A 14,900-nucleotide genomic window follows, 5' to 3' on the forward strand; every position below is an offset into this window, starting at 1 on the left:
GCAGCAATAAAAAAACCTGCTTTAAGTCTTTAAAGCAGGTTCTTGTTTTCTTTGATTAGAAGCGCCAGTTATAGAATACGTCAATCGCGCGTTCTAAAGACTGGCTCGCTTCCAGATATAAACGACGATTCATCTGATAACGCAAGGTCAATTTATTCACTGGGGTAAACACACCAATACCATAACGAATAAACAGATCTGGCGTGATATAACCCGTCAGACTGACCTGCGTATCATCCCCCGTACCCTGTGCATCGAGAGCCAAACCACTCAAACCAAAGGTACGGCCAATCTGGTTGGTCAAGGCACGTGTTCCACCCAAGCCCATACTGATACCTGCTGCAGCAATGGTATTGTTTACATCTGACTTAAAGCCTTCGGTATTACTTAAACCGCTGTTACCTTCATTAATACGACCTGTAAGTAAAGCATTCAATGCTTCTTGTTCAGATAAACCTGCATCATTATAGACTTGAATATTAGGTACAGTGGCTGTACCAGTTACGCGGACCCCGACCATACTACCCTGAACTGGTTTATTAGCATCAATATCCAGTGTCGGGTTTGCCAACGGCCCATTAAAACGTGCAATTGCACGATTCAGATCAAGACTTTGGCCATAGGCTTCGATCTTCACTTTTTGACTGACCCCAATCGCACCATTGGCACGCATTGCAGTCTCTAAACCGCGTTGTGACAGGTGTAAGCGGCCAACCAATGGAATGGTACTTTCGAAGCCTTGGAAAATCACTTGATTACCTAAGGTTACCGTCATATCTGCACGAATATCCCAAGGTTTGGCTGCTTTCAGTGTTGCAAGTAAGTCCTGTCCTTGTTGGACCACACGCACATCTGGTGATAAATTTACAACCGTTGCAGAACTTTCTGGCATCGAAATACGTGCTCGTGGTACGTCAATCTTACCTTTTAAACTTAAACGTTGATTAAACGGATAGACATCCAGTGTCAGGTCTGGCTCTACAATCGCTGTGATCATTGGCGCTTGACGAACCAATAAGTTATCGCCTTTTAAAGTCAGATTTAAATGTGGATCATTCTGCCAGTCAAAATTACCTTTTAAGCGCCCGACACCTTGTCCACTATTGAATGCACCATCAATACTTGCAGACTGTTGACGTATAGAAGAATACAGTTGAATATTACTGAGATTGACAGGCAACGAGATCATTGAAATTGCACCGTTTTTCAAGCGCATCTCACCCACAAACTCAGGTTGCGTCAAAGTACCATTCATTTTACCTGCTAATGCAAGCGTACCCGACATAGAGCGTACATCTTTAATAAATGGCTTAAAGACTTTGAGCTGCACATCATCAAATGCTACTTCACCGCGCATTGGCATATTGGCTTGGAACGGATTGATAATGACATTGGCATAACCAGTCCCAATATCTGGTGTCTTCATATCTACACGGAATAATAAACCTTCACTGATGCTTTTCGCGATAAGGCTTAACTCATCATAAGTTACCGTTGTAGCAGGGTCTTGTGGATCATCTGCAGCCAATCCAATCTCACCTTTACGTGTCACTAAACGCGCATCCAGTTTTGGATGACTACCTTGTGCCCATGATGCTTTGGCATAACCATTCAATTGGCCTGTCACAGCCAAACCTTCTGGCATAAACGCAGTAAAGTCTTTCAAATCCAGATTTTTGGTAATAAATGAGAAACTACCTTTTACTTTGCTGATACGTGCTGGCTGATCCAAACACAATTGGCTATTTGCACTCTGCCAGCAATGCTGGCCTACATATAGCTCAGTCTGTGCAGTTGAATAAATAATTGGTGCATTTTGATTTTGTACCAAATTGATATTTCGAGATTTAAAGTTGCCTTTTTGAACTTGTCCTAACCAATCATTCTTTGGATTAAAACCACCCGCAAGTTGTACATAAAAATTAGATTGACGGTTTTTACTTTCCACCTTCAATACATGTGCTTTACGTGTACCTGCCAAATTCACAGTGGCATGTTCAATTTCACGATTGCCATTACGAAGTTGATCCAAGGTTGCAGTTAACTGTGTAGCCATGGTTTCAGAGGTCGGTAATTCACCCTGTACCCGCAATGAGCGGATACTGACCAGATCATTAAATGCAAAATTATCAACAATCATATTCGCCGTCGCTTTTAAGCGCGGTTGCGACTGTACATTTAGGCTTCCATAAGCACGACCACGTAAACCTGGATAAAGTTCATATAGTGCAGGAGCATTCAGCTTAATACGTAAGTTTTGCGCATTGCCAGTTGCTTGCAATTGGTTCTGGGCGTATGCGAAAAATAAGTCATTAGCTTCAAATTGTTGTGGTAAAAACCCTTCTTGATTTGAATCCAGCAATAAGCTTAAATTTCCACGACCACGAATTGGCTTGTTATTGATAAAACCTGCTGCATTAAGCTCACGAATATCAATACGTTTAAGCTTATCTGACCATACACCTTGCGATTTAACTCGTCCTGAGACTTCACCTTTAACGCTGGAAACAAAATATTGTGGCTTAAAACGTACTAAAGAAGCATCAATATCCCAGCCCAATTTATCTTTAAGATTGACAGCACCTGTTGCATAGATTTTTCCTGCCACACCATCATGATTTAACTCATTAATCTTGATGTAATCAGGCGTTCCTGCAACCTTGATTTTTAATACACCATTACCTTGGTTCAATGCATTTAAAGAGCCATCATAATTGACTGCAAAACTTTTAAATCCACCACCTGCTTTTTCGTCATTAAACATCAATGCAGCAGTACTTTTGCCTTTTAAGGCAATGGTTTCTTTTTGATTCGCTTGCGCCAGTTGACCTAATAAATCAATCTGCTCAAGCTGAATAATTTGTTGGTTTGGTTTTGCAAAGCCAGTGGCCTTGATTTCCCCATTCAATAAATTTACTGGTGCTGCCGCAGCTACGGTTTGCGGATTAAAATCTTGTGCTTTAAGCTGTGCTTGCCACGACAGTTGTTGTTTTTCGGTCGGTAACTTAACTTTGGCTTGTCCAGACAAACTGCCTTTTTCTGCTTCATAACGGAAGTTCTCGACATTTAAGAGATCACCGTTCACATTCAAACGTGCATCGTATTTACCAGTTGGCAACAAAGCTTGTTCGTGCGGACGGATTGTGGTGGTCAAATAAATATCTTGCTGTCCCTCTTTTAAAGTCAGGTTGGTATGACCTTCCTCACTGCTTAACCAGCCAATATAAGGCATAGCACGATCAATGCCTTTCCAAGAGACATCTAATAACATTGGTTGTACTTTATTGTCTTTTTCTTCGGCTTGATTCAGCTTAACCGCCCAAGTTTCAAATTTATCAAATGCAAGTTGTGCATTCAGCACTAAGCCTTTTTCCATTGAACCCGTTGAGCTCAAGCTCGCGTCCAAATTCGCTGGTAAGAAATCTTGTGCAATTTGCGGTACAGTCTTATCTTTAGGATTCAGACGATCTAAACGACCTTTTACATCCCAAGAAACATGGTCATGCCAGTTAACAAAACCTAGCAGACTCACTGCTCCCCCCATTAACTGACCATTAAATTCGCGAATATTCAATTGATGCGTTAAATCGGTATCCATCAGCGCCGTATATTGCCCCTCTGGAACTTGCTCGCCTTTTAAATCTGTATTCAAACTTAAAGCTAATTTTTGGATATCGCCATTAAATTTTGCTACACCATCTTTGGCAAAAAGTTTTTGATCTTTCAACAATGGTAAATGATAGTTTTTAAAGAACAGCTCGCCATTCATCGGTACATGTTCACGCACAGGATGAACAATTGCCCAACCTGTAAGTAAGTCTGGAGTACGTGTTGCAACTCCTACTTTCAAGGTATCTAAAGAGCCTCGTGCTGCAACTTTAATAACATCAATATCTAGACTTTTGAGTGATGGAATGATCAGATCGGCAGTCGCATTGAGTGGATATTTACCACTAAAATCCATTTCTCCTGTTGCCTTATTTACTGCCAAAAACTCCATCTTCATGCGTGAATCTTTGAACTTTAATTTGGTTTCTGACCATAAAGCATCCTTTAGATAAATGTCGCTAAAATCGACTTTAGATGTAGTGGTTTGCAGTTGCAAATGGTCTAGGCTAGCTTCATCGACTCGCAATACAAAAGGAAGTTTGATTGGATCAAACCCAAACGGTTTGCCTGATGGTGGTTTCTTATCAAGAATTTTTAGATTACGAACATCGGCATGGCTGAGATGTACTTCTTTTTTAAGGATTGCTCTCCAGCCTAAAGACACTTCGGCACGGTCTAAGGAAACATCAATTCCTTCCAATCGTACCAACACATTTTTTAAGATAATGCCTGAGATCAGATTACCGCTTTCATATTCGTATTTAATGGTTTTCTGGCTTTGAAGCACACGATCTAATAGAAAACGACTACCCTTGTCCGTTGACATCATCACCGCAAGAGAACTGACCAACAATAAAAGAATGATCAGTATAATCAGCAGAATATTTCGTAAAATACGTCGCTGTTGTCTTGGTTCAGTTGGAGGGGTAAGTTGCTGTTCTACTTCCGTCATAATCAACCCGAGATTGTTTTGCCCTTATAAAGTAAAGGGCTCAATAAAGTTTTAAAGCTGTGGACCAATAAAGAAATGCAAACGAATTGGATTGTTGTCATTAGAAATGCCAGATGCGATATCTAATCGAATTGGTCCAATTGGTGATCTCCAGCGGATACCGACACCCACACTATATTCTGTTGGGTTGCTAAATTGTTTGTCATAGGCATTACCGAAGTCCGAGAACACCGCTGCACGCCAGCCATCTTTAAACTGATAATTATATTCTAATGAGCCAACCCCTAAAGCTTGGCCACCTAATTTATAGCCATTTTCTTCAGGTGATAAACTTTTGTAGTCGAAACCACGTAAAGACTGATCTCCACCCGTAAAGAAACGCAAGTTATAAGGTACTTTATTAAAGTCATCAGTAAAAATATAGCTTGCATCACCACGACCAACAAATTGATGATTGTCATTTTCGCCTAATGAATAGATGAAGCGCCACCCTGCACTAACAATTGCCATATTGGCATCTGAGAGTAAAGACTCTGTCCCCAATTCCACTTTATAGGTTTGTTTAAAACCTTTGGTTGGATTCAAACGGGTATTGCTATTGGTTTTAGATGCTTCATAACTCAAAAGCAAAGATTCTTGCTCAGGCTGCGAAACTTTAAAAGCATCAGGAATTTCATCAATATCCACAATACCTTGTTCAGTTAAACGGTCTAAACGATAACGTAGGCCAAAAGTATGTTGCCAATCACCCAATGGATTTTTAATGACACGCTCACCGCCCGCAACAGCGGACTCGATCAGCAAGTTGACACCTGGACCAATATCATCACGCGTTTCACGCTCATAACCACCAACAAGGTTGAAATAGTCGTTTAACGGATGCTTATAAGGAATACTATAACGACCATCAATCGATTGTCGGATTTCAGAAACTTCGACGTTCGCGTCAAAAGAGTGACCATATTTATTGACAATGGCACGACGGTATTGCGTACGAATACGTGCTCCAGTATCGGTACCATAACCAATACCTGTCTCAAGGCTGTTTAAACGATCAGCATTTAGCGTCACGACCACAGGAATTTTGCGCTCTGCCCGTGCTTGTTCTTCGAGCTTCTGACGCTCTTCATCGTCGTCGTCATGTGCTGGTAACACTGGCATTGAACGCGCCAAAGCAGGTTGCGCTGGTTCTGAACCAGAGAACTGTGATTCATCCACCACGTCCTGTGTAACTTCTTGCGCAGAGGTGATTTTTGCACGAGCCAGATCTGCCTTCTGCTGACTGCTCATCAATTGCGATTCTTGCACACGTTGTTGATCAACCAAAGCCTGTAGGTCAGGTGGTAAATCTAAAGGCGGCTGAATTGCATCAGGTTTAATTGTATCAACCAAGGTGTAGTTAAAATAACGTGAGTTGGTTAAGTTATTCGCCAAAAGATTAACACGCCAGAACGCATAATCATCATCCTCTTTCCATGGAGCTAAGCTATCTAAAACTTTCTGGGTGAGTGGCAATGGCTTACTCGGATCACTCATCCTGTATTCAACTTGCTTTAACTTATAACGCTCGCCTGTTTCATAATTTAAATTAATCTCGGCAATTTTTTCAGGTTGGCTAATTTTGACATCATGTAAGCGCCAAAAAGCATCAAAGTAACCATTGTCAGAGGCAACCGTGGTAATTTTAGTTTTGGTCGCTTCATATAAACCATGATTAAAAATATCACCTACATCTTGTTCTGGAATTAAGCGAATGACCTGAAACTGTGGTGTATTTGCGCCTGCACCCGTAAATTCAATATTTTGTTCTTTAATTTTGACCGGCTCATTTGGAACCACAATCACCTTAACTTTGCTGTCGCTCTCTTTCACAAAGGTATACGTTGCATTGTAATAACCGACCGCTTGTGCTGCCTGATTGGTCAGTGCACGGAGTTGAGGCAATGCAACATTAAACTCCTCAAATGATTCTTGAGTAAAACTTGAGAGCTTTGCCTTAATATTGAGGGCAAGAATAGGTGGCGCACCGCTTACATCCGCTGTAATACGTGGAACTTTATCGGTATTTAATAGGTTTTCTGGGCGGAAGCGATTAACAATTCGCTTAAAGAATCCAACTTTTTCCTGTGGTTGATCAGACTTAGGTTGCAAATCAGCTAATGTTTTCCCTGTTTCATTGGCCTCAACCACAATTTTGCTGTCTGCCTGAATCTCACCCATCAATTGATCAATATTTAGCGGTGCCTGTTTAATTTCAGTCAATTCTGTCTGTGATGCATCGGTGATAATCGGTTCAGGATTTCTTGCCGTGTTTTCACGATAAGTTTGTGCTTCATTTTTCGCATCTTCAGCCACACGGAAGATTTCATTTGCCATACTTTGATCCACCGGAATCACTGGCAAATTTTCTAAATTGTCGTCAAGCTGGATTGGTTTTAATTCATTAATCTGATGCGTTGATTGTTCTTGCTCTTTTAAAGCAGCCAAACTGTCCTGTCCCGGCAATACCCCTTCAACAGCAGTATTCTGTACTTGCTGAGTTGGCGCAGCGGCAACAACAGCAAGCTCAGCAGGCTGTTGAACCTGTTCAATTGCTTGATTTTCAGGCACGTCTGGATTTTGCTCTTGAGCATAAGCAACTGATATACAAGAACTAATTAAAAAACCACTACAAATAAGTTTAGGAAAACCCTGCATTTTAAAAATTAAATGCATAGAATGAACCAGTGTCGACTGTTTAAACTTCGTTTTAGATGGCATGTAAAACTCTAAATTTGTTTTTTAATTTATCGTTTTTGATGGGTGAAATAACTTCAAATCTTTGATTTTTCATCCAATCAGACAGAGCTATCATACATGCATTTCATCACATTTTTACAGTTCGTCACATTTTTTTATAAATCACAATGAAGTGAACACACGATGAAACAAGACGAGCACTTAATGACATCACGTCGGTTCGCCCCGATGTTTTTCACTCAGTTCTTTGGCGCACTTAATGATAATGTTTATAAGCAAGCGCTGCTTTTGGTTATTACCTATGGGTGGATTCAACAACAAAGTGCGCCTGTCAGCACCTTAAATAATTTAGCTGCCTTATTGTTTATTTTGCCCTACTTTTTCTTTTCAGCGACTGCTGGTCAAATTGCAGACAAGTACGAACGATCGCAGTTGATTCGCTTCATTAAAATATTAGAAATTGTGATCATGTTGATCGGTACCGCAGGCTTCCTACTGGGAAATTTATGGTTATTGCTGTTTGCCTTATTTTTAATGGGCACACATTCAACCTGTTTCGGCCCGATCAAATATGCGATTTTGCCTGAGATATTAAAACCACAAGAGTTGATGTCAGGCAATGCACTATTCCAGTCAGGCACATCGATTGCAATTTTGCTGGGGATGATTTTAGGTGGCGCGGTGATTGCCACGTCAGAAGGTAATTTGCTCTGGATTAGTGTGACTGTTGTTACTATTGCTTGCTTAGGCTATTTATGCAGTCGTTTTATCCTTCCTCAGAAAGTTGCAGCACCTGATTTAAAAATTGATTGGAACTTCCTGCGTACCAGCCATCAAACTATTAAATACGCGAAAAGTATTCCAATCGTGTTCATCATTTTGTTGGGGAACTCTTGGTATTGGTTCTATGGTGCAACCTATTTAACCCAAATTCCACAACTGACCCAGCAAAATCTGCATGCTTCTGAAAATGTGGTTAGCCTTCTACTCACCTTCTTTTCTGTTGGAATTGGGGTCGGCTCTTTACTTTGCAGACGAATTGGCGGTTCAGACATCAATATCAAGATGGTGCCATATGGTGCAATTGGCTTAACTGTTTTCGCTTTATATCTAGCAGTAAGTCTGGCCTTTGTGCCTGAGCGTACGGGTGAATTACTCAGCTTAAAAGATATGTTTACGCTCGGTGCAGTCTATTACCATGTCATGCTTGCGGTGACTTTATTAGGGATTAGCGGTGGATTTTATATCGTGCCACTCTATGCCATGATGCAAGCTTATTCACCACGTTCACACCGAGCACGTGTTGTCGCAGCAAATAACATTTTAAATGCTGTATTTATGGTCTCTTCTGCAGTTTTCTCAATTTTAATCTTAAGCATTTTGAAAATTGATATTAAAATATTATTTACGATTACCGCTGTTTTAAGTGCAATTTTTTCATTTTGGTTATTAAAACGCCTAAAACCTTTATTGGAAAATGCTCCCAATACTTTAGAGGATTGATATATGCGTCATTACACAGGTCTCGATAAAGTTATTCATTCTTTTGATCAAGCCTTACGTAGTTTGGTACCAGGTGCAACCAATGCACAACGCAGCAACCCTGCCAATGATGAACCATCACAACTCTGCGTGAGTGATGCCCGCCATGTTGCAGGCTTGATGCGGGTGAATCATAGCGGTGAAGTCTGCGCTCAAGCGCTATATCATGGTCAGGCATTGACTGCAAAACTACCGCATGTCCGTGAAGAAATGCAGCAAGCCGCGATTGAAGAACAAGACCATTTGGCTTGGTGCGAAGATCGCTTAAAAGAACTAGATAGCCACACGAGTATGTTAAATCCAATTTGGTACGGTCTGTCTTATGGTATGGGTGCAATTGCAGGTATCGCTGGCGACAAATATAGTTTAGGTTTTGTTGCAGAAACTGAACGTCAAGTTAGCCAACACCTACAGGAACATATTCAACAACTTCCTGCACATGATGAACGTTCACGTAAAATCCTGCTACAAATGAATGAAGATGAATTACATCATCGCGATACAGCTCTAGAAGCAGGAGGCGTTGATTTACCAGCACCTGTACGTATCACCATGACCGCCATATCAAAATTAATGACCAAAACCAGTTATTATCTTTAACTTATTCAAGGGAATTGCAAGGTGATTCCCTTTTCTTTTAGCTGGCACAATCAAAATTAACGAAATACAATTTTACCTTTATCTGTTGAATAACGATCACTCCAAAAACTTTGTGCTTGTTTATCTAAATCAGTAAAAATGGTGTAGTCGATTTTACCCTGTCGGAACGTCAACTGATCTTTCTTTTTTATAGCAATGACTCTGCTGTCATTGACCCATACCCGTTGTTGCTGATCAATTTTAATCAGAGCCAAAGTTGTACCATCTGATCTTTCTGCAATCCACTGCGGTTGCTGTGTTGATATACTCAAATTTGCTACGTCTACGGGTTGTTCGATAAGTCCCGCCTTGCTATTTTCTTCTTTGCTTTTGCGAATATCACAGCCTTGCATTTCACTGACTTGTGTACAGCCTGATTGTTCTAATTGTTGTCTATATTTGGCATCAATAGCATAAGCTGTATTCATGCTGCCACAAGCAATAAAACCTAAAATAATAAGTAATTTGGTCTGCATTAATCCGTCCTTCACGCTTCCTTGATGAAGTATTTAAACATCCCCCTATGTTTGAGTATGTAATTCAAATGTTTTAATAAAAAAACCCATGATCGAGATCATAGGTTTTTGGCATCGGGGGATTTTTAATAATTAGTTCAGGCCATGTTCTGCTTTAAAACGCTCTAAGTTTCGTACTGCATCCTGATAATGAGACTGCACTCGACTACTATTGATGCGCAGGTCGTATAGACGCTTTTTGTAATCATCACGATCTTTAATCGACAGATCGTTGCGCTCTAATTCTTTTAAATAATGATTCATATCCGTTTGCGAACGATTAAACTCTGAATCCGCTTGGTAATAGTCATTGGCAACTTGATAGTAGCTACGTAAAGATTCACGCTTTTCAATAGGGCAAACACGGAAATCCCCACGTCCTTCCAGGGCTTCATTAAAAATAGTTTCAGGGCGACAATAATACCCCAGACCTTTTTGATAGCCTTGTTCATATAGCTTTTGATTTGGCACAATGTTGGCTTTTTGACATGAGGAATAGTACTTATCTAAACGTGAATCATGCCCAGCAGAACCATCTTTCTCGCCCACATTGAACCAATTTGCAGTTTTACATTGTTCGACACTCATGGCCGCACAGCCCGAAAGTAAAACCGTTAAAGTAGATAAAAGTAAAATCATTTTCATGGAAAATTCTTCCTATTATTATCGTGTTACTTGATTAAAGTATTACATTGTAATGACAGGATAATGCGTACTTTGATGTACCAAATCTATGTGCTGCCATAAATCATATAAAGGAATTTTAACATCCAAGGCCAATGGTAACTTTTTTGGATTAAATTGCATATGTGCCAAAGTTGTTCCCCAAGCAATCACATCTATATCCAAACTAATATCATGCGAAGGACGAACACGACCAGACTGTGCTTCTAATTTTTTAAGGATATCCGATACTTCATCAACGCTAAGCCGACTTTTTAATAAACAAGCAGAATTCCAATAGTCTGCACCGATTCCATCCCGACACGGAATTTCATAAATTGGAGAAAATTCCACTGCGCCCAAACTTGCGATTTGTTGATAAGCAAAAGTGAAATTTTGTTGCTGCTGGACATTACTCGCCAGTGCGAGCGCAAAAATTGTTTCTGTTGCGTTCAAGGCGAATTCCTACTGCATTGGCTTGTGCAATGATGGCGGGTTTACGAATGGTGATACTAATCAATTCGATCGAGGGGAAAGTCGTAAATAGACATTCAAGTACCAATTGTGCAGCGTGCTCAATCAGTTTCGGTTTCGCGTCTTGTATGACTTGGGCTGCAAGCGCGCAGATCTGCGCATAATTGAGTGTATCTTCTAACTCATCTGAATGGGCAGCTTGTGATAGATCATTATGAATGGTGAGATCTAGCATTAAAGGTTGAATAATCTGGCGTTCCCAATTGAAACAGCCAACCACAGTATCAACCTTCAACCCTTCAATTATAATGGCATCCATAATGACCTAAATGAACCGATAAATAAATTAGTGCTTTAAAAACGAAGCAGGTTCAATATTGTGAACCATTTTTAAACGTTGGTCAGCATAAATATCGGTATATGGCGCAAGAACACGCATGAAACGATCAAAATATAACATTTGCTTGAATAATAACGCGAAGTCACGAGGGAATTTGATCCCATGACGCTCACCTACAGCCACCATATCCATCATGATGTCATTCAAATCTGCTGGATTCGAACTCAGAATTTCTTGCGGATCTGCCAGTAATACACCGCTAAACAAACGTTCTAAATCATCAGCTAAAACCTGAGTATCAATTTTTTGATGGGTCATCCCCATTTTCAGCATGTTCTCAGCCATTGCGATATAATTGGTGTGCTGTAATGCATCCATAAAGGCCATACATGCAGTCCAAACTTCGGGTTTTAACTGACCAACGATACCAAAATCAATAAAGCCAATACGACCATCTTCGAGCAACATCAGATTGCCCGCATGCAAATCTGCATGGAAACTTTTACACAGCATTAAACTACCAAACCAAGTATTCATGGCCGTAATCAATACCTGTGTTGGGTCTTTGGCATATTGTTTAACGACATCAAAGTCAGTCAATGACACCCCATACAAACGCTGCATGGTGAGGACGCGACGAGTCGAATACTGGTGATATACCTTTGGTGCTGTTGCGGCTTGATTTCCCGAAATATTCAGATATTGAATAAAGTCATCGAGGTTTTGCGCTTCTTCAATAAAATCGACTTCACGCTCCATACGTGTTTTGATCTCATCCACGATATCAGACAGAGATGCAAATTTGATTTTCGGTACCGCTTTTTCTAAAAGCTTGGTTGCCCAATGCACCACATTTAAGTCGGTATATAAAATGGTTTCAACGCCTGGTTTTTGTACCTTCAATACGACATCTTCACCAGTCACCAATCTTGCAGCATGGACTTGGGCGATTGAAGCAGAACCTAATGGCTTTTCATCAATAAAGCTAAAAATTTCATTGAGATTTTTACCCTCAAATTCATCAGCCAAAACTTGTTGAATATAACTAAATGGTAAGCTAGGCGTTTGATCTAAACAGCCTTGGAATTCTTGAACATATTCACGAGGGAATAAAGATGGCGTACTCGCAATGAATTGCCCCAATTTGATATAAGTCGATCCAAGCGACTCAAATGTCTCACGCATAAGCTTGGCATTGCTCGGTTTTTCAGTTGCATATTTCACACCTGCTTGTGCTGCAACCACCACTGTTTCGCCAATACGTGCAACAGAACGTAATCCATCGAATAAAATATTTCTTTTCATAATCTTTCTTGCCTCACAGATGGCATTAGTTTAGCAAATTTTGTTCAATTTACCGATCAAGTTGCCTGACAAATCGGACAATTTACATCTTTTTCAAATTTAAGAATACGTTGCGATAAACTCAAGCCATTCCAAAGCAGCAGTTTTTGCTTGAGTGGCGTCAAACTAAGCCCTAAAAACAGCAAAGTGTGATGTGCTTGTAATGACGCCATCATTACAGGAGTGGTCGCCAACACGCCTGACTCAGCACAACGCAGTCCTTCATTGACATGATCTTCTTTTGGAAACAAGCATTCATAACAAGCTGATTCTGAATCCACCATAAACATCTGTCCTTCAAAACCAATGGCTGAAGCACTGATGAGTGGCACTTGATGCTTTCTAGATACTGCATTGACTAAATAACGGGTGCTAAAGTTATCACAACCATCTAACACTACATCTTGATGCTGTATTAAGTCATCAGCATTCGTTTCATCAAATCGTATATTTTGATAGCTGACTTGTATATGCGGATTAATCTCTCGCAAACGTTTTGCCAACATTTCAGCTTTGTAGCGTCCTAGATCATTTGCAGTAAAAGCAATCTGTCTTTGCAGGTTACTTATTTCAATGGTATCGGCATCGACAATGGTAATTTTCCCCACGCCAGCACGAGCCAGTAGTTCTGCACTGGTACAGCCTATTCCACCTGCTCCGATAATCAGTACATTGGCGAGTTTTAATTTTTCTTGTGCTTCGATATCCCAACCATCTAATAAAATCTGACGGCTATAGAGATGCATTTCCTCATTACTTAGCTCAAATTCGTTTTCAAAATGGTTTGACACGTGAATGGCTTCTTTATCTGCAAGGGTATGCTGATTTTAAGTCGATGTGGGATTGGAGGAAAGCGAAATTCCACTATAATCGCGCCTTTGTTTTAACAACCTCCTCCTTTCAATCAATGCATTATCTTATATTTTTATTTAATGACTTACGACCTGTCGTAAGATTCGACGACAGGCCTGACTGATCACACGATTTATCTACTTACGATCATGTATCATTTCATAGGACTGTGCTCTTAATAAATCTTCTTTGCTGCCAAAAGACTGATTGCGTAGCTGATTGATTGACTGTTGTTTACTTTCAATACTCGCATCACTTTTTAATATCTGATCACGCGCTGCCAAATAACCATTAACCTGTGTTTGCCATCCAGCTTCTTCTTGATCAACTTTTTCTAAACGATCTGCCGCTTCAGGTCCTAATAAACTTTCACGCATATTACGAAGTTCCTGTGAAGACCCTCCTTTTTCCCGAACCTCTTGCGTTAACTGCTGCAATTCGGCAAATTGCATCGAAACTCGAACACCATCTGCCAAGGTCGAAGGCAATTGATCTATTAATTTCGCCAATTCTGCTGCCTTTTGCTGAGCAGTCAAACTTTTATTGGCATGTATACGCATTTGATCAATATTAAACTGGTTCAAATTACGTTCATTGCCAAAAAAAGCATTGATCTCTGCCGCATTAAAAAACTGCTGTTGTACTTTATACATCTGATCAATCACTTTCTGAAAACCATCAATATCACCTGTTTTGAAATTACCACTCGGTTTAATATTTTTTAAAGCATGGGTATAAGCCACATATTGATCTAGCAGATAAATCGCATAACGAGATGCGCTGTCAGGTAAAGTCGCGGTAAGATACTGGCGAATATCAGCAACCAATTCAGTTTCGGTTTTCTCACCCAAACTTGAAAAAAAATAATCAAAACAACTACGAATACCAACGGTTAAAATTAATTTGCCATTGGAATCGACCTGAATTGGACAGTCAATCTCTGTACCTTGCAATGATGCCGCCAATACAGGCATTTTCCCTTTCTGATTATTCTGTTGACTGGTCTCTGATGTGTTGCCCATAATCTGAGATTGCGTTTGTTGATTGAGTGGGTGCTCTGTATTTTGAGTATCTGGTTTAAATATCCAATAAATTAAAGCCAACAAGAGCAATAAACACACAATTAAAATTAAACTGATGGTTTTATTATTCAAAAATTTACCGTTCATAATCCCTTGCTCTATTTATCATTCTTTCTTTGAACCGTTAAAAGCCAAAGGAGCAACGTATT

General features: G+C 40.1%; 11 protein-coding genes. 2 read left to right on the top strand and 9 right to left on the bottom strand.

From position 1 onward, the window contains the following. Nucleotides 1-55: 55 nt before the first annotated feature. Together F909_RS03355 and F909_RS03350 are read right to left on the bottom strand one after the other, a co-directional pair. Nucleotides 56-4,561 (bottom strand): translocation/assembly module TamB domain-containing protein, encoded by a 4,506-nt coding sequence (locus F909_RS03355; RefSeq protein ID WP_005153648.1) that lies wholly within the window; start codon nucleotides 4,559-4,561, stop codon nucleotides 56-58. Nucleotides 4,562-4,612: 51 nt separating this feature from the next. Then, nucleotides 4,613-7,321 (bottom strand): autotransporter assembly complex protein TamA, encoded by a 2,709-nt coding sequence (locus tag F909_RS03350; RefSeq protein WP_005153650.1) that lies wholly within the window; start codon nucleotides 7,319-7,321, stop codon nucleotides 4,613-4,615. A 162-nt stretch (nucleotides 7,322-7,483) separates the two neighbouring features. Between F909_RS03350 and F909_RS03345 the strand changes: the two genes are divergently transcribed. Further along, nucleotides 7,484-8,803, top strand: coding sequence for an MFS transporter (locus F909_RS03345; protein ID WP_032878136.1), 1,320 nt, complete (start codon nucleotides 7,484-7,486; stop codon nucleotides 8,801-8,803). Between the two features lie 3 nt (nucleotides 8,804-8,806). Further along, a complete protein-coding gene (gene coq7 / locus F909_RS03340) occupies nucleotides 8,807-9,442 on the top strand; it encodes a 2-polyprenyl-3-methyl-6-methoxy-1,4-benzoquinone monooxygenase (RefSeq protein ID WP_005153653.1) in 636 nt (211 codons plus the stop codon). Nucleotides 9,443-9,498: 56 nt separating this feature from the next. Here coq7 and F909_RS03335 read toward each other — a convergent pair whose 3' ends face one another. The 7 genes from F909_RS03335 to F909_RS03305 all read right to left on the bottom strand — a co-directional run bounded on the left by F909_RS03335 (nucleotide 9,499) and on the right by F909_RS03305 (nucleotide 14,838). Further along, nucleotides 9,499-9,957 (bottom strand): hypothetical protein, encoded by a 459-nt coding sequence (locus tag F909_RS03335; RefSeq protein ID WP_005153655.1) that lies wholly within the window; start codon nucleotides 9,955-9,957, stop codon nucleotides 9,499-9,501. Between the two features lie 132 nt (nucleotides 9,958-10,089). Next, nucleotides 10,090-10,641: a DUF2799 domain-containing protein gene (locus tag F909_RS03330; RefSeq protein WP_005153657.1), complete on the bottom strand. Its 552-nt coding sequence runs from the start codon at nucleotides 10,639-10,641 to the stop codon at nucleotides 10,090-10,092. Nucleotides 10,642-10,683: 42 nt separating this feature from the next. Further along, a complete protein-coding gene (locus F909_RS03325; protein ID WP_005153658.1) occupies nucleotides 10,684-11,115 on the bottom strand; it encodes a 2-amino-4-hydroxy-6-hydroxymethyldihydropteridine diphosphokinase in 432 nt (143 codons plus the stop codon). Next, a complete protein-coding gene (gene folB / locus F909_RS03320; protein WP_005153660.1) occupies nucleotides 11,072-11,452 on the bottom strand; it encodes a dihydroneopterin aldolase in 381 nt (126 codons plus the stop codon). The genes F909_RS03325 and folB overlap by 44 nt, the downstream gene beginning before the upstream one ends. A 27-nt stretch (nucleotides 11,453-11,479) precedes the next feature. After that, complete coding sequence (locus F909_RS03315; RefSeq protein WP_005153661.1) at nucleotides 11,480-12,778, bottom strand: ABC1 kinase family protein; 1,299 nt, start codon at nucleotides 12,776-12,778, stop codon at nucleotides 11,480-11,482. A 56-nt stretch (nucleotides 12,779-12,834) separates the two neighbouring features. After that, nucleotides 12,835-13,563 carry a HesA/MoeB/ThiF family protein gene (locus F909_RS03310; protein ID WP_171067360.1) on the bottom strand — a complete coding sequence of 243 codons (729 nt, stop codon included), beginning with the start codon at nucleotides 13,561-13,563 and terminating at the stop codon, nucleotides 12,835-12,837. A 243-nt stretch (nucleotides 13,564-13,806) separates the two neighbouring features. Beyond that, entirely contained in the window at nucleotides 13,807-14,838 is a 1,032-nt protein-coding gene (locus tag F909_RS03305; RefSeq protein ID WP_005153663.1) for a lipase secretion chaperone, read from the bottom strand. Nucleotides 14,839-14,900 lie beyond the last annotated feature (62 nt).

The organism is Acinetobacter sp. ANC 3929 (assembly GCF_000369405.1).
Taxonomy (GTDB): domain Bacteria; phylum Pseudomonadota; class Gammaproteobacteria; order Pseudomonadales; family Moraxellaceae; genus Acinetobacter.

Bases quoted from the DNA above. Each gene is read 5' to 3' on its own strand.
- F909_RS03345 (WP_032878136.1), top strand. From the start codon at position 7,484: ATGAAACAAGACGAGCACTTAATGACATCACGTCGGTTCGCCCCGATG.
- coq7 (WP_005153653.1), top strand. From the start codon at position 8,807: ATGCGTCATTACACAGGTCTCGATAAAGTTATTCATTCTTTTGATCAA.
- F909_RS03305 (WP_005153663.1), bottom strand. From the start codon at position 14,838: ATGAACGGTAAATTTTTGAATAATAAAACCATCAGTTTAATTTTAATT.
- F909_RS03335 (WP_005153655.1), bottom strand. From the start codon at position 9,957: ATGCAGACCAAATTACTTATTATTTTAGGTTTTATTGCTTGTGGCAGC.
- F909_RS03310 (WP_171067360.1), bottom strand. From the start codon at position 13,563: ATGCATCTCTATAGCCGTCAGATTTTATTAGATGGTTGGGATATCGAA.
- F909_RS03330 (WP_005153657.1), bottom strand. From the start codon at position 10,641: ATGAAAATGATTTTACTTTTATCTACTTTAACGGTTTTACTTTCGGGC.
- F909_RS03355 (WP_005153648.1), bottom strand. From the start codon at position 4,561: ATGACGGAAGTAGAACAGCAACTTACCCCTCCAACTGAACCAAGACAA.
- F909_RS03315 (WP_005153661.1), bottom strand. From the start codon at position 12,778: ATGAAAAGAAATATTTTATTCGATGGATTACGTTCTGTTGCACGTATT.
- folB (WP_005153660.1), bottom strand. From the start codon at position 11,452: ATGGATGCCATTATAATTGAAGGGTTGAAGGTTGATACTGTGGTTGGC.
- F909_RS03350 (WP_005153650.1), bottom strand. From the start codon at position 7,321: ATGCCATCTAAAACGAAGTTTAAACAGTCGACACTGGTTCATTCTATG.